Annotated in this window: 27 protein-coding genes, 2 pseudogenes and 1 riboswitch; of the genes and pseudogenes, 2 read left to right on the top strand and 27 right to left on the bottom strand. The window is 35.1% G+C overall.

The features are described 5' to 3' along the window. Positions 1-31: 31 nt before the first annotated feature. The 23 genes and pseudogenes from Ami3637_RS15755 to Ami3637_RS15645 all read right to left on the bottom strand — a co-directional run bounded on the left by Ami3637_RS15755 (position 32) and on the right by Ami3637_RS15645 (position 19,171). Positions 32-691, bottom strand: a complete 660-nt coding sequence (locus tag Ami3637_RS15755; RefSeq protein ID WP_162363394.1) for a Dph6-related ATP pyrophosphatase — start codon at positions 689-691, stop codon at positions 32-34. 170 nt (positions 692-861) lie between these two features. Then, positions 862-1,105, bottom strand: a riboswitch (cobalamin riboswitch). A gap of 49 nt (positions 1,106-1,154) precedes the next feature. Further along, a complete protein-coding gene (locus tag Ami3637_RS15750; protein WP_162363393.1) occupies positions 1,155-1,601 on the bottom strand; it encodes a SufBD protein in 447 nt (148 codons plus the stop codon). 17 nt (positions 1,602-1,618) lie between these two features. Next, positions 1,619-2,281, bottom strand: a complete 663-nt coding sequence (locus tag Ami3637_RS15745; RefSeq protein ID WP_162363392.1) for a stalk domain-containing protein — start codon at positions 2,279-2,281, stop codon at positions 1,619-1,621. Then, positions 2,281-3,486: a WG repeat-containing protein gene (locus Ami3637_RS15740; RefSeq protein WP_162363391.1), complete on the bottom strand. Its 1,206-nt coding sequence runs from the start codon at positions 3,484-3,486 to the stop codon at positions 2,281-2,283. Before Ami3637_RS15740 ends, Ami3637_RS15745 begins: the two co-directional genes overlap by 1 nt. Before the next feature lie 78 nt (positions 3,487-3,564). Beyond that, a complete protein-coding gene (locus Ami3637_RS15735) occupies positions 3,565-4,293 on the bottom strand; it encodes a hypothetical protein (protein WP_162363390.1) in 729 nt (242 codons plus the stop codon). Next, positions 4,284-4,763, bottom strand: coding sequence for a GNAT family N-acetyltransferase (locus Ami3637_RS15730; RefSeq protein WP_162363389.1), 480 nt, complete (start codon positions 4,761-4,763; stop codon positions 4,284-4,286). Before Ami3637_RS15730 ends, Ami3637_RS15735 begins: the two co-directional genes overlap by 10 nt. A gap of 144 nt (positions 4,764-4,907) precedes the next feature. Further along, on the bottom strand, positions 4,908-5,294 hold the full coding sequence (locus Ami3637_RS15725) for a TspO/MBR family protein (RefSeq protein WP_162363388.1): 387 nt from the start codon (positions 5,292-5,294) through the stop codon (positions 4,908-4,910). A 238-nt stretch (positions 5,295-5,532) separates the two neighbouring features. After that, positions 5,533-7,715 (bottom strand): annotated as a pseudogene (locus tag Ami3637_RS17730) (HD-GYP domain-containing protein); the annotation flags it as partial. A 506-nt stretch (positions 7,716-8,221) separates the two neighbouring features. Beyond that, positions 8,222-9,349 carry a GGDEF domain-containing protein gene (locus Ami3637_RS15710; RefSeq protein ID WP_162363385.1) on the bottom strand — a complete coding sequence of 376 codons (1,128 nt, stop codon included), beginning with the start codon at positions 9,347-9,349 and terminating at the stop codon, positions 8,222-8,224. 96 nt (positions 9,350-9,445) lie between these two features. Beyond that, on the bottom strand, positions 9,446-9,661 hold the full coding sequence (locus Ami3637_RS15705) for a PF20097 family protein (protein ID WP_162363384.1): 216 nt from the start codon (positions 9,659-9,661) through the stop codon (positions 9,446-9,448). 83 nt (positions 9,662-9,744) lie between these two features. After that, positions 9,745-10,176, bottom strand: coding sequence for a VOC family protein (locus tag Ami3637_RS15700; protein ID WP_162363383.1), 432 nt, complete (start codon positions 10,174-10,176; stop codon positions 9,745-9,747). A 106-nt stretch (positions 10,177-10,282) separates the two neighbouring features. After that, positions 10,283-10,648, bottom strand: a complete 366-nt coding sequence (locus tag Ami3637_RS15695; protein WP_162363382.1) for a hypothetical protein — start codon at positions 10,646-10,648, stop codon at positions 10,283-10,285. A gap of 116 nt (positions 10,649-10,764) precedes the next feature. Continuing rightward, the gene (locus Ami3637_RS15690) at positions 10,765-12,057 is read right to left on the bottom strand and encodes a hypothetical protein (protein ID WP_330586706.1); all 1,293 of its coding nucleotides are present in this window, start codon (positions 12,055-12,057) and stop codon (positions 10,765-10,767) included. 71 nt (positions 12,058-12,128) lie between these two features. Continuing rightward, the gene (locus Ami3637_RS15685; RefSeq protein WP_162363381.1) at positions 12,129-12,827 is read right to left on the bottom strand and encodes an MBL fold metallo-hydrolase; all 699 of its coding nucleotides are present in this window, start codon (positions 12,825-12,827) and stop codon (positions 12,129-12,131) included. 50 nt (positions 12,828-12,877) lie between these two features. Then, positions 12,878-13,420, bottom strand: coding sequence for an NADPH-dependent FMN reductase (locus Ami3637_RS15680; RefSeq protein ID WP_162363380.1), 543 nt, complete (start codon positions 13,418-13,420; stop codon positions 12,878-12,880). Positions 13,421-13,518: 98 nt separating this feature from the next. Further along, a complete protein-coding gene (locus tag Ami3637_RS15675) occupies positions 13,519-14,313 on the bottom strand; it encodes a pirin family protein (RefSeq protein ID WP_330586705.1) in 795 nt (264 codons plus the stop codon). Positions 14,314-14,387: 74 nt separating this feature from the next. Next, positions 14,388-14,822, bottom strand: coding sequence for a GNAT family N-acetyltransferase (locus tag Ami3637_RS15670; RefSeq protein ID WP_162363379.1), 435 nt, complete (start codon positions 14,820-14,822; stop codon positions 14,388-14,390). 24 nt (positions 14,823-14,846) lie between these two features. Beyond that, positions 14,847-15,248, bottom strand: coding sequence for a hypothetical protein (locus Ami3637_RS15665; protein WP_162363378.1), 402 nt, complete (start codon positions 15,246-15,248; stop codon positions 14,847-14,849). Between the two features lie 19 nt (positions 15,249-15,267). Continuing rightward, positions 15,268-16,161, bottom strand: coding sequence for an alpha/beta fold hydrolase (locus Ami3637_RS15660; protein WP_162363377.1), 894 nt, complete (start codon positions 16,159-16,161; stop codon positions 15,268-15,270). Positions 16,162-16,193: 32 nt separating this feature from the next. Next, positions 16,194-16,943: an NAD(+)--rifampin ADP-ribosyltransferase gene (gene arr, locus Ami3637_RS18995; protein ID WP_162363376.1), complete on the bottom strand. Its 750-nt coding sequence runs from the start codon at positions 16,941-16,943 to the stop codon at positions 16,194-16,196. Beyond that, positions 16,927-17,052 (bottom strand): hypothetical protein, encoded by a 126-nt coding sequence (locus Ami3637_RS18040; protein WP_279286678.1) that lies wholly within the window; start codon positions 17,050-17,052, stop codon positions 16,927-16,929. Before Ami3637_RS18040 ends, arr begins: the two co-directional genes overlap by 17 nt. 338 nt (positions 17,053-17,390) lie before the next feature. Then, the gene (locus tag Ami3637_RS15650; RefSeq protein WP_243158047.1) at positions 17,391-17,960 is read right to left on the bottom strand and encodes a YdcF family protein; all 570 of its coding nucleotides are present in this window, start codon (positions 17,958-17,960) and stop codon (positions 17,391-17,393) included. 266 nt (positions 17,961-18,226) lie between these two features. Beyond that, positions 18,227-19,171, bottom strand: coding sequence for a hypothetical protein (locus Ami3637_RS15645; RefSeq protein ID WP_162363375.1), 945 nt, complete (start codon positions 19,169-19,171; stop codon positions 18,227-18,229). 100 nt (positions 19,172-19,271) lie between these two features. On the opposite strand from Ami3637_RS15645, the pseudogene Ami3637_RS19195 reads away from it, so the two are divergent. After that, positions 19,272-19,436 (top strand): annotated as a pseudogene (locus tag Ami3637_RS19195) (tyrosine-type recombinase/integrase); the annotation flags it as partial. A 309-nt stretch (positions 19,437-19,745) separates the two neighbouring features. Here the strand turns inward: Ami3637_RS19195 and Ami3637_RS15635 are convergent. The 4 genes from Ami3637_RS15635 to Ami3637_RS15620 form a co-directional block, all read right to left on the bottom strand. Continuing rightward, a complete protein-coding gene (locus Ami3637_RS15635; protein WP_162363374.1) occupies positions 19,746-20,507 on the bottom strand; it encodes a hypothetical protein in 762 nt (253 codons plus the stop codon). Between the two features lie 451 nt (positions 20,508-20,958). Next, the gene (locus Ami3637_RS15630) at positions 20,959-22,995 is read right to left on the bottom strand and encodes an RNA-directed DNA polymerase (RefSeq protein ID WP_162363373.1); all 2,037 of its coding nucleotides are present in this window, start codon (positions 22,993-22,995) and stop codon (positions 20,959-20,961) included. A 184-nt stretch (positions 22,996-23,179) separates the two neighbouring features. Next, entirely contained in the window at positions 23,180-24,607 is a 1,428-nt protein-coding gene (locus tag Ami3637_RS15625; protein WP_162363372.1) for a reverse transcriptase domain-containing protein, read from the bottom strand. A 236-nt stretch (positions 24,608-24,843) separates the two neighbouring features. Further along, positions 24,844-25,254, bottom strand: a complete 411-nt coding sequence (locus Ami3637_RS15620; protein ID WP_162363371.1) for a hypothetical protein — start codon at positions 25,252-25,254, stop codon at positions 24,844-24,846. A 532-nt stretch (positions 25,255-25,786) separates the two neighbouring features. Here Ami3637_RS15620 and Ami3637_RS15615 point away from each other — a divergent pair. Continuing rightward, a complete protein-coding gene (locus Ami3637_RS15615) occupies positions 25,787-26,239 on the top strand; it encodes a MarR family winged helix-turn-helix transcriptional regulator (RefSeq protein ID WP_162363370.1) in 453 nt (150 codons plus the stop codon). The last annotated feature ends 57 nt before the right edge of the window (positions 26,240-26,296 follow it).

The raw sequence follows: 26,296 nt of genomic DNA, 5'->3' as shown, positions 1-26,296 counted from the left end.
TAAAGACTTGTTGAGTTCAGATTTAAGCAATTTATAAAACCTTTATTCTTACATACCTGCCATCAAAAACCGGAATACCTGGATTAAATTCAACAGGTTTACTGAAAAGTGGTCCATCACATACAAAGGTATGGTATTCGCCATTCTCACCGCATGCATCAACACCCTCTGACTTTAGCTCTGCCACAAGCTCTCTTGTCAGCTGTTTTCCTATATATTTTGCATCCATTTTCTGTGTATCTATAACGGTGATATAAGTTATAAATCCACTGTCTATAAAATCATAAACCACCTGCTCCCTGGATTTTTTCCAAAGGGGAAGCAAAGGCTTTATATCTGCATTGTTACATCTATCTGTGTTCCACGCCAGATGTTCTTCTATATCTATATCTCCAAAGACACAGACTTCTGCACCTTTAGCTCTCTCTTCTTTTAAGACTCTTTCAAAGTTCATTTCGTAATCTTTGCCTGAGGTTCTTATTAGTCTTATAGGTATTTGTAAAGAATCACAAAGCCTTTCTATCATTTTTTCGTCAATGCCGTGAAACCACGTTTTGTTTTTATCTTCATTATATGTCATTATTAAACTTTGAGGTTCAAACCCCATGAGAATTGCTTTATATATAGCTAGGGTGCTGTCTTTGCCACTGCTGTATGATCCTGTAAATTTCGTATTACTTTTCAATTCCATCTGCCTCCTCCATTATGATGATTTCTGTTTATAAAGCTTACATCGATTCTGCCTGATGACATACAAAAAGCTGTAACATTACTGTTACAGCCGTTTTTCTGCAATTATTAATTTTGTAGAACTCCGTGGGATACCCACCCTTGTTCAAGCCCTCCGAAATTACCCGTCGAAGACTTTTGAAAATTTATGCAGGTCTTCTGGCTCATGGGTCATCATTCCCTTCAACCTTCCCAAGCTAAAAGCTCAGTGGTATATCATTCATGAGGATTAAAAGCCTCATAAACTCAATCTGATGGAACTCTTCATATACAGCGGCGGGGACCGCGCAGGACTTTTACCTGCTTCCCTCTTAGTCTGCAGATAACAAAGAATAGTTGGTTGTTATCTATGGGCAGAACATAAATTTCTATTTATTTGTTACTTTATGCTATCATTTTCCCTATTAACTGTCAACATAGTTTGATCAGAGGGACTCTATATTTTTTAAGGCACCCTGAATGTCTGAATAAACTAAGGGCTGCATACTGCTGTTATACATTTGAGGATTTGCTTTACGTAAAGCACTGCAAATGCATTCTTTTAATTCTGGCTTATATTTAACAATGTCTGGCAGCGTCTTAATACACTGTCTTGCTGTAATGGGCTTATCATCCATTATATGTTTCAGATATTCGTCAATAACCTCGTCCACTTTGAAATCATTATCCCATCTGGCATTGGCAGCAATTAAAATCAATCCTCTTGTCCTGACGTAAGAGTTTAAATCATCCAGCATTTCCACAAATGTATCAAAATAAGGGTAGACAGCATCTGATTCAGCACTCACAGCTTCCAGCTGTTTTAAGCATTGATATGCAGATTTATTATCTTTATCTTTTAAACCACAAACCAACTCATTGATATGGTTCATTACACTCACCTTCTTTTTTACTGATCAGACGAAGTAATAATCACTCGTCTTGCATCTGCATCCCATTTTACATCCGCACCCAGATTTTCTGATACAAACCTCAATGGAACCAGCGTAAAATCACTTTGTATAAGAGGTGCCGTATCCAGGGAAACTTTAGAACCATTTACATAGGCCACCTGACTTCCGATACTTACACTGACTTCTTTACCATGGATGCTGGCAGAAGCAGTCTTTGCTTTATTATCCCATTTTACCTGGGCACCTAAAGATTCAAAAATCTTTCTCATAGGAACCATAGTCCGTTGATTTTTCATAATCGGTTCACAATCAAAATATAACTCTACCCCATCTAAATATACGGTAATTGGCTTTAAACCTTTTTTCTCAGAAAAACTGTCTGGAATTTTGAAATAGCCTACACGTGAATTATCCCCCGTGTCAGGATCACCTATAGACACAAAAGCATAGCCATCCTTGGTCAGTAAAATATTATCAAAAATGGTAGGGAGAACTTCTGCCCCATACTTATTTACTAATCCAACTTCATTATAATAATACTTATAAACAACCTGAAAATCATTTAGGAAATCTCCAGTATTTGAATACTTAAATCCCGTTAAATTATTTCCTGCTGAATCAAGAAGTGCAAATCGCTGATCATAATCATGTGGGGGCACTACTCCCGGGGATACTCCCCGAATTTTCCTCCTAAATATAGGTCGTCACTAAGATATCTAAGGTCGAAATCCTTATATCCTGTTAGCATTTTTTCATCTTTGTTCAGATATCCACTTACTTGTAAATTATGTATGGTTTTTTCTACACGAATTCTATCCTTTGTTTCTATGTTAAAAGAAGAATACTCCTTAGTACTCAGGATTTCACCAGAAGCGTTAATTAGAAATGATTTCTGGCCCTTCTGAGCTTCAAAGTATCCTTTATCATTCTCCACAATTCCATCATATTCAATGGGAACTACAAGATCCCCCACTTTGTTTACAATTCCCCACTTACCGTTAAGTGATACAAGAGCAAGGCCATTATGAAAGGGTTTTGCCTCATCGAATTGCTGGGAAAATACTTGTTTTCCTGCCTTATCCACATATTCCCACTTTTTATCTTTTGATACTGCAGAAAGTCCTTCATAAAACGGAGTGCAGTAATCATAAATCAATGGTATAATCTCCCTCCCGGATAAATCTAAAAAGCCATATTTGTCGTTTTTAGATACTCTGATGGTATCCTCACTAATATGCGGAGCATATCCATAGTGGTTGTTTGTCAGGGGCTTCCCTGCAGTATCTAACAGGTCAAATAAACGTCCATCTATAGAGGCTGAAAACAGTCCTTTACCAATATACTCAAACTCCTTGTACTTTCCCTCTTTATCTTCAAAAATAAGCTTTCCGGTTTTATCCATTACCCCTTTATGTCCATTAGACTTTAAAGTTACGGTAGCATAACCCATAATAAATGATCCTATGTCACTATAGTTTTTCCCATCTATGGTCTTTATTCCGAAAGAATCAATATATAAATACTGGCTTCCTTTTTTCATTAAAGTCATGCTTTCTCCACCTGTACTGCTGGAAGAATATCCATCATAAGTATCAGGTTTAAGAACAACTTCGCCTTTTCCGTTGACAAAAGCTGTTTTACCAGCAGCATCTGAATTATTACTTATATTGAGCATGTAAAACCCTGTGTCCGAATCGTCCTGAATATTATAATGAGTACAGTTCTTTCCAAAATCATACCAAGTAATATTTACACCTATATCTCCTATAGATTTTTGTCCTTTGGTATTTGCATATGCATTTCCCGTTATTCCACTCATGATAATGGAAAACACTAAAAGGCAGCTAGAACTTTTAACAAACATTTTTTTGTAATTCATTTTATCCCCTATTTTCCTTCTTTTTTGTTTTTATTTTCCTGTCCTGTTACGCCAGGTAACCGACTAAAAATATACCCACAACTTTTTTCGTGTATCATAATAAATGCTTAAACCGTTTGACTTATTTCTGTATCGATGCATCTTGTTTTCCAGGTCGTCCATGGTTGATATTTTTCCTACACAAAATAAGTTCACGCCATTATCCGTCTTTTTCTCAAAATCTATAACAAGACCATCTTTGCACATCTCATAAATCTTATCCATTAGTTCCTCTTGAGGCTCACTTATTGTTCTTTTCCTTCCCTTAAACTCCTGCATCAATTTGTAGGAAATAACTCTTTTATATTCCGATACATTTTCCATATATACATTATTCCACCACCCGTCATCATGGCAAAGGTATGCATAATTGTTATTTAAACTTTTAATCTTAAAGCAGTGAAGTGGTTCTTTTTTATGGCTCATATATAGTAGCTCTGCTAACTCTTCATTTGTCACGTACTCCAGCTGCTGCTGATCTGTATAATCAACCCAGCAAAAATCCCCATAATGATATACATTTTCATTTATAAAAGCTTCCGCCATTTCTTTGGGAACATATTCTAAAAGCAGATTCATATTAAATGAACAGTTGTTTGGAAAACCCGCTAGTATTAAATAGCCTTTGTTCACTATATTTAATCCCTTAACAAATTCCTTAAAGATAACCCCAGAGGTATGTACTAAATTCTGTTCTTCATCAATTCTTACATAAATTGAATAGTTCTTCATACCATTTCCTTTCAGTAACATAATCTGTAGTTATGTATTTTCATTTTAATTCCATTACGTTCAAACCCATCTTCTTCAGAAATATAGTTAAACCCAAAATGTTTGAGGATTTTTTCACTGGCCACATTATCTGTAACCACATCTGCAAAAAAAGTTACATCATTATATTTATTTCTCATATAGTTTAACAGCCAGTCTGTTGCCATCGTTGCATATCCCTGCCCCCAGCTTGACTTTCTAAATTGATAAAACACTCCATATTGGCCTTTTTCTTTATCCACACAGGGACAACCAATGATTCCAATAACTCCATCCCCATTGCTGACAATAAAAACGTCAAAGGATTTTAATATCTGGATTCTTTCATTAATTTCCTGCAAGGAGCAAGGTTCTTTTATATTCGTATACCTGATAACGTCTTCATCAGACCAAATCGCTAATAAATCATTTGCATGAGACTCATGAAGCGGTTGATATTTTAATTGATTCATTTCTTCACCTCAGTTGTATAAAGTCAGTCTGACTGACCATTTCTGTCTGTTGAGATATCATACCATATATTGCTATTGGTTTCCACTACCCGCATAAAAAAAGAACCAGTCCTTTCAGACTGGCTCCTGGATATTATCTTTTTATTAACGATTCAACATCCATACAGAATAATTAAGTACTCCGGCAAAACTAACCCAAAGAATATATGGAATCATCAAATAACCTGCTGTCTTGTCAATTTTATAGAATTTTACAGTAGTAATAACAATCAGAATCCAAAGAATAATCAGCCATATAAAGGCTAGACCTCTCATACCAAACCCAAAGAACAGTATGGACCAGAAGAAATTCACTATGAGCTGAACCGCATAGAATATAAGTGCACTTTTAACATTCTGATTTTCCGTGCCCTTTAGATAAATTCTATAACTGGCTATACCCATGAGGATAAAAAGTATAGTCCACACTATAGGAAATATACTTCCTGGAGGCGCAAAATCTGGCTTATTCAGCTGTTGAAATTTTGCCATAGTGTCTTTGGTCAGGAATGCACTTAATGCTCCCACAGCAAGGGTATGGCTACTGCAACTATAAATCCTAAAATGCTGCCTTTTTTGGTTGTATAAGTTTTCTCCACTTAAACCACTCCTTCTTTATCCGCTTAGTACCATTATATTTTAGTATTTCCCGAATATGTCACCTATTAAACAGGCAGGAATTAATTTATCTCTGGTCAGTATATGGTAGTTTCTAAGTTCTATATTACCATTATAACACTTTTTCAATAAATACGTTTACTAATCTTGCATCAAACTGAGTACCTGCATTTTTTCTCAATTCTTCTGTTGCAGCATTCTCTGACAAAGCTCTCCTATAGCTTCTGTCACTGGTCATGGCATCATAAGCATCGATTATTGCAACTATCCTTGACATCAGTGGTATTTTTTCGCCCTCCAAACCTCTTGGATATCCTTTTCCATCCCATCGTTCATGGTGGTATAATACATACTCTGCAATGTCTGACATACCATTTGCTGTACATAGTATCCTATATCCGATTTCTGGATGTCGTTTTATTTCTTTCCATTCATAATCTGTGAGTTTTCTGGCATTATGAAGGACATTATCATCGATAGCTATTTTTCCTATATCATGAAGGAGTCCAACAGTCTTAAGTTCCATAATCTGGTCTTCTGTCAAACCAAGGGCTATCCCCATCTTTTCGCATTCCTTTGCAACTCTGTTAGAATGTAGTTCCTCCATTTTGTTATTCTTATGAAGAGTATCAATAATAGTATTTATTGTATTTCCTTTCATATTCTGACTTTCATAAAGCTTTTTCTTATACATATACCGTTCCGCTTTTTTAATTATCTCATGGATATCTTCGCTTTCCTGTGTCTTAGTTCCATAACCAAAAGAAATGGAAACATCAATTAATCCAATCTTTTCATTTAAGGCCAGCTTCTTTATATGTTTGATAATTTGTCCCGCTTCAAGAGAATCGGTTTTTGGGAACAGAATTACAAACTCATCTCCTCCCAATCTGGCAATAATATCAGATTCTCTGCAGCTTTCTTTCATTACTTCTGTTACTTTTTAAGAAGCTGGTCTCCATCTGAATGTCCAAAGGTATCGTTAATCAGCTTTAAACCGTTCACATCCCCCATTGCAATAGTAATTGGGAGATTCTGCTTTGTATCAATTTTTTTCAGTTCTTCTTCATAGAATCTTCGATTATAAATACCAGTAAGTTGGTCGTGATAACTTAAATAAAGAATTTTTTCTTCCGTTCTTTTACGCTCAGTTATATTTCTTGCAATACTTAAAAAGACTTTTTTATCTTTTAACAAGATGCCCTGTAAACTTACTTCAACATCAATAGCAGTTCCATTTTTAAGATAATGTACGGTTTCAAAAATTTCCCCATTTATATATTTACAATTTAGTTCACCACTGGAATATGAAAACTGGTCAAGATGCCTTAAATCAGAAATATTCATCAGTAAAAATTCTTCATGGGAATAGCCATAAATTCTTGCTGCAGCAAAATTACTTTCAAAAATATTTCCCTCTTTATCCGTAAAAAAGATAGCATCATTGGTATTTTCAGCAAGAAGCTGGTACTTTTGCATTCTTTCCTGCATCTGCTCACCTTCAGAAACTTTTTCTTCCAGTGCTTCATTTATTTCCTGCAATTCAGTTGTACGTTGTAAAACCTTTTGTTCCAGTTGTTGATTTAAAACGTTTATTTTTCTCTCAGCTGTTTTCATCACTTTTCCGATTACCGCCACTACAGTAACACCAATCACAGTAATAACCAAAGCTATGACAAGAATCAGGCTGCGAAGGTAGACAGCTCTCTTCAGTACAGCGCTTTCATAATTACCTACACCCAGAGTCCAATTAGTGTTTGGAATCGGTGCCATTGCTGTAATATGTTTCTGACCATCCAGACTGTAACGCAAAATACCGGCCTTTCTAAGTCCCAGCTTTTTTAGTTCAATCCCGAAATCTTTGAACTCCCCTTTTGTTTCAATTTCGTTAAATACGCTCCGCTTATCTTTAACGATCTGTTTATCTGGGTGAATATAAACAATTCCGTCCGAACCCAGAACGAAAACATAACCTTCTTCTTTGTCTATAGATAGTTCCTGACTTATTTCACGCCCATCTCTTCGCCCAATCAAAACGCCAATAACCTGATTTCCATTTTTTATTGGCACTGCCTCCATTATAACTGGCTCACCTGTTACTCTGCTAATTATTACATCTGAGATATTTGCCTTTCCATTCAATGCCTCCTGAATATATTCACGATCCCCCAATTGTGCAGTTTCATCATTTAAAATATAATGGGCCACTCCATCCTGGGTAACAATAGCCATATCCAGATACCCCAAAGTATTTACATCCTTAGAAAGCATTGTTCTCTGTATAATAATATCCATTGATTTTACTTCCGTTTTATCCGCCTCAGCTTGTAAAACTGCCAGGTTTTTTGATAAAACAATCCCTGCACGATTTGCACATTCTTTCGAATATTTCAGCATTGATGTCTCGGTTTCGTTTAAAAGTGCTGTAGAACTTAATTTGGTAGCTATAAGTCCTAATATAAATAAAGCAATAATGAGAAGTATTCCGATTAATAGTGAAACCTTTTTAGCTAAATTCATTTTCTTTCCTTCCAAATAAGTACAAATTACTTTAGACAATCTCAAATATTTCCCACAATTAAAAACAGCGTACCCTTATTTTTTAGTAAAAGTTAGAATTACTATGCCATGAATTTCCTATTTTTATTACTATTTAAACAAAATTCGACATTTTTTTCAATAAATAAATTAAAAAATATATATTTTATTTTTAAGTAAATAATTTTTAGAGGTTCTCATTTAAAAAAATAACAGCAGAAAAAAGTTTTAATACCTTTTCTTGCTGTTATAGCATTAACTTATCATTTTTTGCGTGATTTTTTCTCAACATACATTTTCTGATCTATGGTATTTAAGAATAGTTCAGAACTTTTCCCGATTGACGGGTGATATACCGCATACCCCATACTAAAACTTAGTTCATATGGCTTTTGTGAATGTTTGTTAAAGTTTAGAAGGTTACTATTAATACGCTGTATGGTAATTTCTAATTCAGAGTCCTGATCCGAATCAAGAATTATACAAAATTCATCTCCTCCATAACGTGCAATGAACTCATTATTTTCAAATGAATTGCGTAAAATATTAACAGCATCTGATAATGCAAGATCCCCTTCATAGTGACCAAACTGATCGTTAATTGACTTAAAATTATCAATATCGAGAAGTATCGCTGAGAAGGATTGATTACTGACTGCAGCGGCAATTTTATTCTGCATATATTTGTCCAGTTCCTTACGATTAAAAACGCCAGTTAGATAATCTATAGACATTTTCAAATTTTGAATGTTTATAAATACAATCTGAGCCGCTAAAGTTCCACAAATCAATGAAAAAGGTAATCCAAAAATCAAAAACTGTAATCCCCATCCAAGTAAGGGTAAAAGCAGGAAAAAAATCAAAGATTTATAATGTCTTACTTCTATTTTTGGCTTATGCTTAATAATAAACACCTGGATAATCAGCATCATGACCAGGAGAATCATCATTGGAAGCCAGAATAAATGACCCCGATGATACATTCTGTCATCATCAAAATAGAAAATCTGTCCTGTAAAGGCTGTTGAAATTACTACCATACTGCAAATCACAGCTAATATCCAAAGAATATTATATATTCTCTGTTTTAATATTTTGTCCATATTATAAATCTGTGCACAAACATAAAGGTAAAATACGGGAAGCAGCATTGTATTAATAATAATTTCAAAATAATTACCTGCGGCTGCAAAAGGGAAAAACCAATCAGATGTCTGATTAAGAGTACTTACAATATCTGCTACAAACGAGAGCAGCATCATAACCAAAATCAAAGGAAAATAGCATTCCTTTGTGAAACTGGTATTTCGGTATCGTCTGTCCATTATAATAAAAAAGCTTAACTGAAGCATGCAGTATATGCAGATACATAAGTAGGGCATAGAAAACATAAAAACTTCTCCTTTAAACATTATGTCCCACATTTTACTACATTTTTTCTTTTATTTCAATGTACTTTTAATGAGGCAATTGAGCAGAAAGGAAAATTATTCAACTTTGTTTGGTATCACAATCGTTCCGCATCTAGAGCAGTAATAGGCCTCTGTACAATAATCTGTCAAAGTATCGGTTACCACTATTTCTCCCTTACGTTCATTGGCAGCAAAATATATCTTGTGTTTTTTTTCACTCCAAAAAATTCCGTTGGCACTCTGAATAAACCCATGAATCATTACGTCATTACATTTTGGACATTCCATCATTGTTCCTCTTTCTAAATTTAAGATTGTAATTGCTTATATTCTTCATATATAAGATTATACGATAACTCCCGGAGACGGCTTAGCTAAAATACCAGCATACCCTCATCATCAAACTTGAAATCAGGTCCCCAGGCAACTTCCCAATAATAACCGTCCAAGTCAGAAAAATATGCGTGGTATCCACCCCAAAAAACATCCTGAGGCTCCTTAACAATTTCAGCTCCGGCATTTCTAGCCAACTCTATTACTTTTTCAACATCTTCCCTATGTTCCACATTATAGATCAATGTGATTCCTCCAAAACCATTACCGATTTGGGGTGTGTGTTCTTTACTAATATCTTCCGCTAATAAATCCAAAGGATAAAGTTCAAACTTTGTTCCAGTCGTGTTAAAGAATACAACTTGGGGGCTATCACCTTTTTCCTCGGTTTGAAACCCTAGCCTGTCCCTGTAAAACTGAAGGGCTTTTTCCATGTTTCTTACGCCTAAACAAATACAAGTTATCTTATTCATAATACCTCCCTGTAAATTAAAATTTATCATATTCCTGTTATATGCATAACAGAATGTATATCTTATGTTGCTAATTGTCAGGTTGCTCATCTGACAAAATAGGTATTCAACCTCTTCTATTAATTTCATCTGTTATTAGTGATTTAGAAATGTACATCGCTTTAATCATGTTCGTGAAACGAGTATGATTAGAGGTATCCTCCGGGAATTTTTGCTGTGCTTTTTCACACTTATTGATAATCGAAGATACTTGCTGTAGCGCTTCTATCAATTCTTCTTTTATATATTTTTCTATAACGTCTTCATCCATTATCAATGATTTGGAAATATACAAAGCTTTTATCCTGTTCTTAAGGAGTGTGTGCTGAGAGGTACCCTCCACAAATTTAGGCTGTATTTTTTCACATCTGCTGATTACGGAAGACACAATTTGCACTGCTTCTTTTAACTCTTCTTGTGTATATTTGTTCACACGTTCACCTCAAATTCTGATTTTTTGATCTTCTGGATTATATAAATAGTCAATACCTCTATTCATAATTAGATAAGGACAAGGAATTGCCCCTGTCCCTTATCCTAGATTTATAACTAAGGTCTCCAAATATGCCAAAGGTGATTATTTTCACCTTTCACAAATACATCTAATCGATTGCCTCCCCAAGACACCGCCCCAGGTTCTGAGGTTAATTGTCCATCAAGGGATTGCCAACCACCCCATCTTCTTCCATTCCAGGTTCTATAGAGCAGCTGATTGTTACTCCCACGTGCGAAAATATCAAGGCGATTAACACCAGTAGATGCTGCAGCAGGACCTGAACTTATGGCTCCTCCGCCTAAGTCTTCCCATGTACTCCAACTTGAGCCATCCCACCATTTATGCCACAGGCTATTATTTTGTCCTCTACCAAATACATCAATTCTATTTGGCCCCCAAGACACTGCTGCAGGAGCAGAAGTAAGTACGCCACCCAAGTCTTCCCATGTACTCCAACTTGAACCATCCCACCACTTGTGCCATAATGCATTGTTCTGTCCTCTGCCAAATACATCTAAACGGTTGGACTGCCATGATGATACGGTAGGTGCAGATGTTAGCACTCCGCCAAGATCTTCCCATCCACTCCAGCTTGAGCCATCCCACCATTTATGCCATAATGCATTATTTTGTCCTCTGCCAAATACGTCAATTCTATTTGGCCCCCAGGACACTGCTGCAGGAGCAGAAGTAAGTATACCACCTAAATCTTCCCATGTACTCCAACTTGAACCATCCCACCACTTGTGCCATAATGCATTATTTTGTCCTCTGCCGAATACATCTAAACGATTAGACTGCCATGATGATACGGTAGGCGCAGATGTTAACACTCCACCGAGATCCTCCCACTTGCTCCATCCTGAAGGCGGTTGTTCTTTCGGAGGCTGCTCTTCTAAATTTTGTAATGTAAAGCGTATAATATCTTTTATAATCCTGGTAATACGATTGGCTGGTACACCAAATCCTCTTAAAGTTGCAAGAATAAGTAAATTATCCCGGCTATACGCATCAAATAATCGATTTGTTTTTTGTTCAATGTTGCCAGTGTAGTTTTCTTCTTTATTTATTACGTAACTTACAATCCCTCTAAAGATATTACGGGCAATCGGTCTTTGTACTCTATATTTTTGAAGCTCCGTATAATAATCTTTAAATTGCTGATTTATCAATGCCATAATTTTATTAATTTCATCCGGTCTCTGATTCACGATTACCGTATTCCATTGCTTCTCATCATATTGTTCATCAGAATCAGCGATGAGGTTATTACAAAATGGGCAAATATGTATATTGGTATCTTCTTGATTTTGTAAATATGAATTATTCTTATAATATGGTTTCATTTATGTATCACTCCTTAAAATCACATTATTATATGATATTAAGGAAATCTATAAATGGTTAACAGGATAACTCAAGAATTTTTCACCAATACACCACCATGATAGCAAATAATTTTTTCTGCAGGATGTGCTAATAATCGTTGCATGGATGCGTTGGCTTTCTCGTTGTCTAAGGTAAACTGAGGATTAGCCAAAACGGGTCTGCCGTCTTCCAGTGCCATGGCATCACCAGAAATAAGGGTGTTAAATTCTGGAAGATACAATGAAATATGTCCTGGGGTATGACCTGGAGTGGAGAGAACCTGGCAGCCACCACAAAATGGTAACACCTCATCATCCAAAAGCACCTGATCAACCTGGACAGGCTCAACAGATTTTAACAGCCTACAGAATGCATGTCCAAAGTCCTGCATATCTGCTGGAAGATCTTTTTGTAGCTGCTCTGCCTGCTCCAGCCGAAGTGATTTCTGAATACCGGAGATGTAAAGCGTTTCTTCAGCCGAAGCCAGAATGTTCACATTAGGATACTTCGTTTTAAAGGCTGCTGCCGCACCAACGTGGTCGTGATCTTGATGTGTAAGAATAATGTGGGTGACAGCTTCTGGAGAAAGCCCGTTATTATGAAGTTCTTCCTCAATTTTAGAAAGAGAACCCACATAACCACAATCCACTAGTACGCAATTGATATGGTCGCAAAGAACTACTGGATAAATATATTCTGTATCTTTTCCATAAGACATTTCAATCTTTAATATTATAAGCCTATTCATTTAATCTCCTTTAGCCTTTCATATTGTATGCCCCTATATTTTTATATATTTTATACATTTTGAACAAGGGCTTTTAATAATGCCTCAATAGATTTCCTGGTTCTTTCGTCTGTCAAATTGCCGGCCTCATCAAACTTCGTATTTGCGTTGGCAATAAAGACTTCAGGTTTATTCAATGGAATAAGATTTAGTGAAACACATACCTGCCTCAAATGATACTGAACTCTGGCACCCCCAAGCATGCTTGGAGAAGCACTCATTATTGCAAGTGGTTTACCATACAACGGCAATGGCTCTCCTCTTGACGCCCAGTCCAGCGCATTCTTCAAAACAGGAGGGATTGAAAAATTATATTCCGGTGTGGAAATCAGTATAGCATCCGCTTCAGACAATGTTTTCTTGAAATCAGCCACTGAAGCTGGTAACCCCTGTGCTTCAAGATCTTCATTTAGAAAAGGTATTTCAGCCAGGTCAAGAATATCTAATACTGCATTCTCCGGAAGTAGCATTTGAGCAGCTCTCAATGCTGCTTTATTATATGAATTTCTTCTCAGGCTACCTGTAAATCCAACAATTTTAATTACTTTATCCATAATTAACCAACCTCCTTATAATTCTTTTGTAATATGTTATTTTATAAAAGTATTGTTATCCAACTCACTGAACGCTAAATCAAGTTCTTCCTTTGTATTCATGACAATGGGGCCCCCCAGGCAATAGGTTCATTCAATGGTTTAGCAGATAAAAGAATAAAACGAACACCTTGATTTGCTGCCTTAATCCAAAATTTATCACCATGGCTGAATAGCACAGCTTGCTTTTCATCAACTAAATCTTCAGGATTATTAATTGATTCATTTGGGTCAAATATTGCTTTTCCAGTAAAAATATAGACAAATAAAGTATCTTCAGCATTATTTATGAAATGCCATTCCTGATTAGACTGCAATTCAACATCCAGATAGGTTGCATTAATGTATTTACCCTCAAAAGCACCTTTATGCCCTTGATACTCTCCAGCAATCACATGAACCTTTGCTCCGTTTTCATTAATCACTGGTATATCTTCTGCCTTTATGTCTCCGTAACCAGGTTCAGTCATTTTGTCTTTGGCCGGCAGGTTTAACCACAATTGAGCGCCTAACATACGTCTACTGGCTTTCGGCATTTCCTGATGAATAATACCGGAACCCGCCGTCATCCACTGGCATTCTCCATCTAGAATGCTCCCATTGTTACCAAGACTATCTCCATGCTGAATATTTCCATAGATTAAATAGGTTATTGTTTCAATACCTCTATGGGGATGCCATGGAAACCCTTTTATGTAGTCTTCAGAATTTCCTGAGTCAAATGCATCTAACATCAGAAACGGGTCATAATCCTTTGTATCCGGATACCCTATGACTCGAACCAGCTTAACACCTGCACCATCAACAGCAGGTTTGCCTTTTGTAATTTTAATTACTTTCCTCAATGTATCCATTTTCTTCTCCTTTTAGCTCGTCGCTCACCTGACTAGCATGTGCGCCCTCATACATTATAATCAGAATGCTACACTTATTTTATATAAGTCATTGGAATATATCTCAAACCGTCTGCAATTTGTTCATCACTGTCGGGAAGAAACCCTAATTTTTTATAAATTTTAACTGCATATGGGGAAGAATTAACTGTGATTTTTTCTCCAGTGCTTTCACTAATAACTGTTTCAAACAACTTTCTGCCAATTCCCTGTCCATGATAAATCTCATGGACAAAAAACAAAGCGATGTGATTGCCATCATTTCTGGTTGCGATCACGCCCACTATGTCTTTTTCTCTAAATGCACCGTACATTTTGAGTCCATCTATCGAATCTTTATTACTGATAAAGTCTATAAAAGTTTTTATTCCCTGTTGTGAATACTCTGGTGCTTCATATTGCATAAAAACGGATAATACAAGTGCCAATGCTTTTTTTCGGTTCTCAGTGCTTATCTTTTTAATTATCATTACTCACTCCTAATATGATTTTTATTAAGTTTTCTCCTTAAAAAATTTTTTCAGATATAATACTAGATATGCTCCTAATATTAATTGCGGATACTTAACTGCATAAAACAACTCAAAACTTAAGTATTTATTGAGAATTGGAGCATAAAAAAAGTATTGGTATAATGATAAAAATATCAAAATACATATTGTAGCAATATTCTGGTGTTTATTTAATTTCAATTTTATATCATCCAACAAAAACCAACCAATTATAACCCCAAATGTAAGATTTATAATTAGTCCTATGGTATTTAAGCCCCACATTCCAAAGGGTAAATACTCGTTAATTTTTTCTTGTAAATAAACAACAAATAAATAAAATATAATAAAAATAACAATAGAAAATATCTTGTTAATTAAATAGTATGGGAATTTGTGGTTCATACCATCTACCTCCAGATAATCAATCTATTTTCTGGGTGTCGTTCACTTGGCTAGCAATAGCTTCCACTATGGATTTCCATGTTCCCTTAGGCATATCATGTCCCATTCCTTCGATCAAAAGTAATATAGCATTAGGTATTGTGCATGCCGTATCTTTTCCAGCTTCAACAGGAAACAATGTATCTGCAGTTCCATGAATTACCAGTGTTGGAATTGTTAATAATGAAAGGTGTTGTCTCCTATCACCATTAGCAACTAACGCTGCATTTTGACGTACAGCTCCTTGCGGATAATAAGAACGATCATAGCTTTCTTCACAATAGCGCCTTGCACGTTCTTCTTCAAAAGGAAACCCCTCACTCCAAATATTTTTCCACATATGTAAAGTATAATCAATATATGCATCCCGTCCAGTTGGAGGTGTTGCTGTGACAATCGCTAATGTTTCCGGTGATATTTGAGGATTATTCGGATTACCGGTAGATGACATAATAGAAATTAAACTACATATACGAGAAGGATGCCTATAGGCAAAAACCTGGGCAATGGTGCCTCCCATAGAAGCACCACAGATGTGAGCCTTCTTTATTTCCAGTGCATCTATCAAACCAGCCACATCATCAGCCATATCTTCCAATGTATATGCTGTGTCAATCGGTTTACCCTCTTGTGCTGCCTGGTATATTCTCTCCATATCAGGAATACCAGCCCCATCAAATTTTGTAGACAGTCCCGCATCACGGTTATCAAAACGTATAACTTGTAAACTTTCTTTTGCAAGCATTTCACAAAAATCTGGTTCCCAAAAATTTAGCTGAGCACCATTTCCTGCAATAAGCACTATTGCAGGATTTTCCTTGTTTCCAAAAATTTCATACTCAATTTGTATGCCATTGGCCCTTACATCTGCCATAACATATATCCCCTTTAATATTTTTATATTGTTCAGTTGATAATTTCGCCCTTGTTTTTTGCTAAATTTTCACGCCATTTACTTAGTTCCGTAGTTGTCAGTTTCGCCCACTCTGTTTCCTCACCAATAATTCTTAAAGGTTCTTTTGAGCGATAAGAACGTGTTAAGTTACCTGGAAATTTTTTATCAGTAACATTCGGGTCATTTTCAAATTCACCTGTTGGTTCAATTATATAAACGCGTTCTCTCCCTTCACCTTTTGCTAATGCCGCTGCAAGTCCTGCACCATTGGGATTAGCTGTAAAATAAATATGATTCATTTGAAGCTCAGGCTTGTAATTTGAAATTCCACCTGCTGTCAGTAAATCACCAACCTTTAAATCTGCCTTAGTCCCATGATAAAACGGTCCCTTATCAGAAGGCACGCCTTTATATAATTCAGATAATTCATAATTTCTTTTTGCATTATCAGAATCACCCAAATCCTCATAGCATTTTGAAATGTTTACATATAACGTTGAATATGCACTATTTACATTATCATCATTTATATTTAGCGCACACTGTAAAGATGTTTCCATCCATTTTAATTTATCTGTAATATCCTTTTGTTGACGAGCTAAATGATAAGCTGCAATAAATTTTTCATAGTCATCTGTTGCTTCATTCCATGCTTTATGAAACATAGCGCTTGCTTCTTCTACGTTCCCACTATCTTCTAAACTCATCCCCATTACACAGAGTTTAATAACACTATTATTGGGATCAAATTTTATATTCATCTAATCTTACCTCCAAATTAATTAAATCGTATGTAGACATAATGTCTTTACCACCCATAATCAGGCATACTGGCGGCATGGCAGAGTTGCCAAAACGTATGTAAGTCATCTTCCGTATCTCCCCCTTTTATTAATAAGTTATAATAAGTAAATTATAACCAAAGTTGAATTACTGTATTAGTAGTATACTTACATATGCCAAGTATTATAAGACTATATTTCCCACATTCCTTGTGTTATAATTAAAGTGAAGAGAGCAATATGAAGTTTTAATTACCATCCTAAAAATAATCACTTGAGAAGCCTTCAAATAATCAGGCAAAGTCTCTTTAAGACACTTAGTGAATACTGATTTCAAAAACCTTTAAGAAAAACTTTCCTTATAGATTTTATGTATAATATAAACATAAGAACTCCCTCTGAGCTTACAGCCATTGAAAAAAGGCATTACATTATTAGATATTTGTAGTAAGCAGGAAACTCTCTTAATAGGGAATAAATATCCCGAACATCATAGCTTGTAGAATGGGCAGTATATACATCATTCAGACCAACCTTTCGAAATGCTAATTTTGTCCTTGTTATATGATAAAACTGAGAAATTACTGTGACGGAATGAAAATTCATCTGATTCATAATGTTTTTTGTGTTTTTTGCTGTCATATAAGAATCATTTCCCACTTCATCTATCAAAATACTATTACTAGGAACTCCTTTTTCTATCAAGTACTCTTTCATTACTACTGCTTCACTGTATCCTTCTTTGCCAATTCCCCCACTGACGATAATGTAATTAAAATATCCTTTCTTATACAAATTTAGTGCTTTGTCTAGCCTGCCCTGTAATCTTTTAGAAGGGGTTCCATCTAGCTCAATTTTGTTTCCCAAAACAACTGCAACATCAGACTTCCCAAGTTCATCATTTAACCCATCAATTGTAATTATCAGCATATGTATCCCAAACCACAGTAAAAATATTATTATCATAATTCGAAGTTCTTTTTTAATTTTTTTCAAGCCCTCACCTTCAATATCTATTCCAAAATATGACTTGTCATTTTGGCTGTAAATTTACCCTAATATTGATAATAGCAACAAAGGTATCTGCACTACAGTAATGATAAATCTATTTAATTTCACCCATATTTCTTTATTCTCCATTCACTTTTAAACTTTCCATTATTCCGTTTCAAGCTTACCTAAAATAAACATAATGGGAAGTTGAAATTACTCACAAATTGAAATTTGCATTTAACCATCACACCTCACTCTTTCTGTTTAATTTAAAACGGTGCTTCACGTAATTCGGAATATTTCACATCAAACCCATAACCATATTTTTTTATTATATCTTTTACCAACTCACAAAACCAACTCGGAGCATATGGTGAAACATAGACATTACAAATTAGTTCTTTCAAATCTATTTTAATCTCTATTCCGTTTTTACCGCACTCATCAAAACCATGTACAATTGCTCTGACTTCTCTTTCAAATTCAAAAGCCTTTCTTTTATTCCAATATACTTTATTTATTCCAACAAATCTCTTGGAATAATCAATATACTTTACTTTGCCAATTGATGCTTTTTCACCAATTTGTTTTTTCAACTCTCCAAAATTAGTCTGTATTGCAATTGCATTTTCTACATTTTTAGAATACATTTTCCACATTGCTTCTGATTCATACTCATTTTCGTGCCAGCAATTTATGAAAATCATATTATCATGTCTCATTGAAATTTGCTCAACTAGTCTTCGCGCATCTACTTCAAGTTTCTCCTCTTCTATATTATGCCAACAATTATCTGGCGCTGTAATTATACTTGTCTTTGCATGGTTTAAATAATAACTATCCCATGCCTCTTTATTTCTCAATTCACCATATGCGCCTTCATATATATCTTCAAAGTCATTTGGCGACGAAAAATAAAGTGTACTATTTTTCAACATATTAATAAACTTTGCTAAATCCATATATCTCCATAATTTACTTTCAGCTTTTAATTCATTTATTATGTTTTGGGGTTCCACAATACCATTATCTGTTCTTTGGTCTTTCAATGAAAGAGATCTTAATTCATCCATACATTCTTTGCAAACTATTCTAAAAGGTCCTTTAGGGAAATCAATAACCGATACTGGCTCTCCCTCTGAAAATTGCTTATTACAAATTCCACAGCAAGATAAATCTTCCTCTTTATTATAATTATAGTCTTCGTATATCATTGTTTCCCCTTTCATTATTGAATAGCTTACCTTTGTATATATTTTGATTTAAATATATAATTACAACAAAATACTCATATATTAATCATTATCTGATAATTGCATCATAACAATCTTTTTAAACTGTGCCCTACGCTTATCTGAATTGGCATCGCTAAATGTTGATCAAGTAGATTCAGATATCATATCCGTCGTTGTTGGCAAAGGAAATAAGGAGCGTAAGATCTACATAACTCCAGCCATTAAACAGGCACAACGGCTGTAAGCACAAACACTTTGTTTATTTCTCGTAATAGAACTCACCTAACAACACACTCAATCCAGAATGTTGTAAAAAATATACAAACTGCGCCGTAAAGCAGCTACACCTATATACAAAGTATGGCCGTGTCGATATTCGCTCCCTACAACAAATTCTCGGTCACGAGAGCATTGTGACAACAGAAATATATATACATGTAGATGACAATCAGTTACAGGCTGCCATCAATGCAAGCCCGTTAGCCATGAAGTTCAGCTAAACTCATAGTAACATTCCATATTTTACTGATTTGTTACTTGTAAATTAGGATTTTTATATAAATAGATCAATTTTTCCACGCTTACTATAGTCAAACTTAGGCTTCATCTTTGCGGCGTTTCGTAATCCCATTCCAATACATTTTCCAAATACAAAAGCCTTTGGACCATTCAAATTTGAGTAGAAGGTATACGCCATCTGAGTATCTTCATTCCATGAGTCCCACAACTTTGAGCTCAAAACCATATTTTCCGAGTACAGTGGTAATACCATAGACATATAGAATTTTATTTTATCAACTGATGCCTTTTTTAACTGATCGAACAATTCTTGATAAATATTTCTTTCTGTTTCCAAGCAACTCAACAAGATATAAGACTGAGTTGATTCTGGAAACGCTGTCACGGCTAACCGATGCATTATACCTTTTACTGTATGCTTTATTTTCTTCCCATTCAAATCATATTCTGGAGCAATATATGCATAATCTGCAAATTTAATCTGTTCTGAAATTTTGATTACGCATGTCACTATACCACCATAAGTGCCTTGCATTATTTCTTTATCAAAATGGGATTTTATTGGTTCAAACTCCTGTACTTTTAATTGTAGCATTCTATACATTCCCACCATTTGAGGAGACTTGAAGGCCACTGTCTTCTTGAAACATTCTCTATAACTATCCATTCCAATATGTAACTTATAGTATTCAAAAAAAAATGCCTTATAAGCATATACAAACTTCATTTCCTCGTTTGATTCATCGAAAGCTGGCGTACCCTTTTCGATAGCAGCAAATACAATATCGTCATGCAACTCGAAACCATTTATATTTTTTTAGCTACTTTATTAGAATAATTTTGGTCTAAATGATAAATCAGGTTGCTTTAATACTATCTAATAATTGCTCAAAGTATGAGATTTCGTCAAACTCCTGTGATTGTGATAAATAATCAAGGCAGTATATGCTCTTGTTATCACAACATAATAGACTTTTGAAATATTCAGCTTCCATTTCAACTGTATTTGCTTGACCTGGCAATTCAAGACCTCTTTTAATTATTTCTTATATTTGTAAACAAAAAACGTAGACACTGCAATGCTAAAACTTTTATTTCAGCTTTCATAATTGTTATTCTGAGCTTATCCATCATAAACATTAAACGAAGTTCTATAATACTGATATCTGCTGATTTTAGATACGGTTATGACTTTAATGCATTCATTTATTTTTAAGCTGTTATTACCTTAATTATCTGCATTTAAGCTAGTCAATGCTTGTAAATAAATTATTGCGATTGTTTCTGTATTTCTTAAAAATCGTTCTCTGAAATGTACGATAAGTTATCTGCTGAGATATACTCCTGTTTTCATTCCAATCATAAAAGCTCTCAAGCGGCTTGTTCCCTACCGAAGATTGTTGGCACAAAAAGTCACATATCAAATCTGTTGCTGTCCCTGTATGAATGGTGTTCCCATTGCTCATTTGTGCACGCGCCTGCGTGTGAATACTTGAAATGACATCATTTATTTTTGAAATTGTGTTGCTACTGATATAGGGGCAATTATGATATACAAGGATGTACCAAAACTCAGTTTGCATCATATATTCATCAGACGACAGCTTTGACACTTCTCTGTCAATAATCATATCAACCTTGGTTTTTATTTTCTCGAAGAAGGGCTGGTAATACTTTGAATACAGCAAAAGATTTGCCCATGTAATGGGGTTGTTGTCTGCTTCCGCTTTTTTTATTATTTCAGTCTCTGTAAAAGCATCCAGTGAAATATGATATTCTGCAAAAAAAGGTAACCAATCGGTTATGTCGGGGAGGTTCCCACGTTGAAAAATAAAAGAGTACCGTTGGATGACATTTTTCAGCCTATCATTTTCCTTGCTATTCTCCTGAATAAAGTTGACCTCATCATTCACATAAGAAATCATAGAAATAAGTTTTCGCGTTGAATCAAAAGTTGGAGAAAAGGCATACATAAAAAACGCTAAATCAATCAACAATAAAGCTTTGTTCGCTTTTTCATTTGCAAACAGACGAAATCCATCCTTAACTTTGCTTATGTTGTTTAATAAAGCGGAAAGCAAAAATGATACTATTGTTCGTCGGTTATCCTGAAAATCATTCATTAAAGTAATGAACTCATCTTTAATCCTGTCAACAGGAAAATAATCGCTCTTTATGAGATGTTTTTCTTCATCTGGCAGTTTATCATACTCATGTTTGCTTATCTTTTGAAAAAATCCATCTACTTTATCAGCAAGGATTCGCGTTCTTTCAAGCCAACGCTTAGGTAATGGCGGTGTTAATCCTGTGGTTAGTTTGAGTTCATTTAAGTGAAGCAAGTAATGATTTCCAATTATTTGAAAAGCTTTTATAATCCTATTGATATTTTCCTGGGAATCGGCAAAAACAAATATATCATCGACATATCTAAACACTCTATAATTTCGACCGTGTTCCATCCCTTGGCCTAAAAGAAAAAGTTTAACTTCTGTATCTACTTGTTGTAGCATCACTTCGGCAATCATCCTGGAAAATTCCGGACCAACTACTAATCCATTCGACTGTCGGCCATTAATATTCTGCAAAATGCGGTCAATCGTAATAAAGAGGTTTGAATTCTTAGCATCTTTCGAGTCTATAACATTTCTTTCGATAATCCATTTATAAACATGGGAGTAGATACTGTCAAAGCAGGACTTATAATCCATCTGAGCATAGTATCTATATTCAAAATTTGACATACGCCATATTCGCGAATCGGCAAACGAATTTATTGACTCAAACATTGCAATTTTAAAAAAATTGCCTGTTTGCTGAACAGCTGCTTTACCTATTCTTCGGCGAACATCCAAAGAAAAGTATTGAATTGCTTTCTTAGAACGTGATTTATAGTATAAGTCGGAACTTTTCTTATGATACCTGATAGAAAAGCAATGGTGTTTATCCAAAAAATTTAAAATGTCTTTTTGATAGCATTCCATGAAAAAATAAATATTCAGGGCGGCAAGCGGTTGTATTATGCTCATCTCGCGTAAAGAATCATTCCCTTTAAGAATGTTATACTTGAACGGAACAGTTGCCCAAGCCCCTTGAAACATAACTCCTGTTGCCTTTGTCTGAACTGTCTTAAGGCTCTCAGCGAGTTGATGTAGCTTCTTTTGTTGCTCCTTTTGCATCAAAAAATCATAAAATGGACGAAAGGAAAAAAGCTCCGAAAGCTCAACCGGGAGTAAATCCGTTAATATATAATCGAGCTTATCACGCTCTAAACCTTTCCAACCCATTGATTTTTCCTCCATAATCTACTATAATCTATTTAAGCAAGTCGAATTCACTTGCAGTGCGGGGTAACTCGTACACACATCATCGGCGCATTGCACGACCGCTTTGGCGGCACGACATAGCGTTTAGTACATAGCTAAGGCTTAATGTACCGGAGCGGCAAGGGCAACCTTGCCGCTTCGTTATTTAGTAACCTACTTTTACCTTTATCAGGTAATCTCTTGCTAAATTACCATAACCACGATTTTTTCCGTTAATATCAGTGAGACTTATTCCCACTTGGGAACACAGCTTTTTTAATGCCTGTTCTGAATATCCAATACGCTCGACAAACAAAAGAGTCTTGTTCTTTTTCATATTTTCAAATAGGTTATAACCACTTTTCCCTGAAGAACCTAACATGAAATACGGAAGCGTAGTGAAACCGGCATTATTGAACGCATTGGTTACCATATCTTTCAAGAAGTTTTTTGTGGTGCTATCAATCAAATCGGTTTCCAACAAATATCTAAGCTCTCCATAGTTACCGATAAAACCTTTTGTTTTCCATACTGTTTGACGGAATCTTCGGCTTTGGTATACTTCTCTCGAAGTAAATGCCGCAATTCTATGACGTAGAAGTTCGAGATTTTGATAATCTGGATTTGCAACACCATCTATCCGTTCCTCTGTGAACAGAGCAATAAGATGCTCCAGACGCTTTTTATATTTCTTTCGCTTAGCTTCGGTGATACCATATGTTAAAACAATGTCTTGGTTCTTCTTAGCATTTGGATTATGTAAAAATCGAAATTCATAACCTAAATAATCAACAGGCTTAACTGTATTTGGAATAGCCATTAACCCTCGATGGGTAACATGGATAAACTTTGAGTGATTGAATCGTGTCTTACATTTTGGTTTTGGCTTAATGCTTTCATCGTGGTAAACAGATTTTAGAATGTCGTTCAAAATTCGGAGGCATTTTGCTTCTTCAATATGCTCATTAACAATAATTAGGGTATCGTCAATATAACGCTCGAAAAATAAAATACCTTTATCTGCAAATGCCAGCCTTACCGCTGAATCAAATTGCTCTGCAATTATTTCAGCTATTACATTTGATGTGCTAAATCCGGCATAGGCAAATCTTGTTTGCTTTGTAAATTTTTCAACCAGGTCTGCCTCGAATCTGTTCGATAATTTCGCCTTGATATATTTCTCAAATACATATTGAGCAGAAACCGAATTAAAGTAATCCTTAAAATCACACTTGATTATTGTAAAATCAGCCATTTGCTTAACAGCCTTTAGCGTATTGAACACCGAATGAACAGATTTATTGCGATTTGGATACCGAATTCGGAATGCTCTGTCTAATATTTGCTTAATGCATTGGCACAATACGCTTTCTGCAGAATAGCAGTCAGCATATTGTTTTATATATCGCTTTTTACCGCCAGACTGCGTAAGAACTTGAGATGTTGAAGTGGTAAAATCATAAGTGCCAGAAGAAACAGCAGCGCATACTGTCTCTGTGATTGCAGTAAGCTCATCATCTGTTTTTCTCGGCTGAGTATCATCAAGAGCGGCTTGGTGTTTTACCGCTCTGACAACTTCGTCGTCAAAACGCATACAGTTCTTCTCCTTCATTCTTTTAATATCCTATTTTACATGATAGCTTTTTTTCTTCTGCTCAGAGTGGGTGCAGCAAGATAATTCAACACTCCTGCGACTCTTTTACTTGCAGTCGTTCTTTTAAATGGTACACCACACAGATATCTTAATAGTTATCTTCGTCCTTTAATACGCACTATTACTAAGCATGTAACTTCCCAGTATTGCTATAATTGGCATTTAGTTCATTTATTCTACTGATTATTTTTATCTATTGATAACATGGATTTTAAATTATCGTAATTTGCTTGTAATAATAATATAATCTCTCCAATACCGCTGATCAGCAATCCAAAAGCAGAAGCACAAAACGTTGAAACAATAGCATCATACAAGTTATATCCCACAGAATCTGATCCAGGTATAATTAGCCTATATATAATACAAACGCCTATATAAATAAATCCAACAATTTTTAAGGCATTACCAATTCTATTGGTTGATGGAGCATTAATTGATTTTAATTTATTAGTTTGAGTATCCAGTGTATTTGAAGTGTTTTGTTTTTCTAAATATTCTTGGTGCACAATCTGCCTGCATTCTTCACAATAGAGTACTTCACCTTTTTCTAGATTTTTGCCACACCTATTACATCTTTTAGTCATAAATATTTCCTCCTTATAAAATATTTATATTGAGAGTCCTCCATCTAACTTGCTAATTTACTTAATTTTCACCGACTACGCATTACTATTAAACGCAATACAAACTTTAAATAATTATACATTTTAAGTATACCTCTCTTTTTCTACTTTTTGTGACACGTTTGTTCATACTTTTTCGACATTAATAGACACTTTATTTAAAATAAAAAACCAGCTGCTGATTTTGCAACTGGCTTAAATTTAATATTCTGGATGCCTGCCTTATTTATTATTTATTGTACTCTTTTTGCTGTGCCTCTGGTGTTTTAATCTTTCTAATATCTGATGCACTAAACTGGTTTTAGTTACCTCTTGCATGATATCCTCTCCTTTTTAATTTTATAGCTTTATATTATCCATAATGGTTAAATTTATAACTTCATTTATTTTCTAAAAGCAATCAATATTTAAAATATAAAAATTGTTGACAATTTCAAACAGTTAATATAATATACAATATAGTAACTATACATCAAGATGAAGAGGTGAGTAAATGAAAGATTATAGAAGGCTTGCAACATTGATGGAGCGTATTGCCCACAAATACAATCAGGTAGAAAACCGCAAAAGGCCCTATGGTGCTGATTTGATTCTGACCAGAGCTGAAATCCACACTATAGTAGCCGTGGGAGACAATCCTGGTATCAATGTGACCAATCTGGCAAAACACCTTGGCATTACAAAAGGCGGAGCCTCCCAGATGATTTATAAGCTGGTTGATAAAGGCCTGGTTATTAAAAAAGTCTCTCCCGAATCAGATACGGAGGTCGTTCTTTCTTTGACTGATGCAGGTATTGGTGCATATGATATGCATACGGAATATCACAAAAAAGCCGATGAGATGCTGTTTGCCCAGTTGAAAGGCCTTGACGATAAAACTTATGATTTGTTAGTTAAACTGATGCAGGAATACGAAAAGTCAATGGATGATTTAATTAACCAATAATGAAAAGGAGGTTTTTTTTGCCGCATCAGTATAGTTACTATACTGTAAATCTGATAT

This window comes from Aminipila terrae (genome assembly GCF_010120715.1).
Taxonomy (GTDB): Bacteria; Bacillota; Clostridia; order Peptostreptococcales; family Anaerovoracaceae; genus Aminipila; species Aminipila terrae.
Note: the sequence above shows the minus strand (reverse complement) of the source record. Positions and strands in the feature narration are given on the sequence as shown.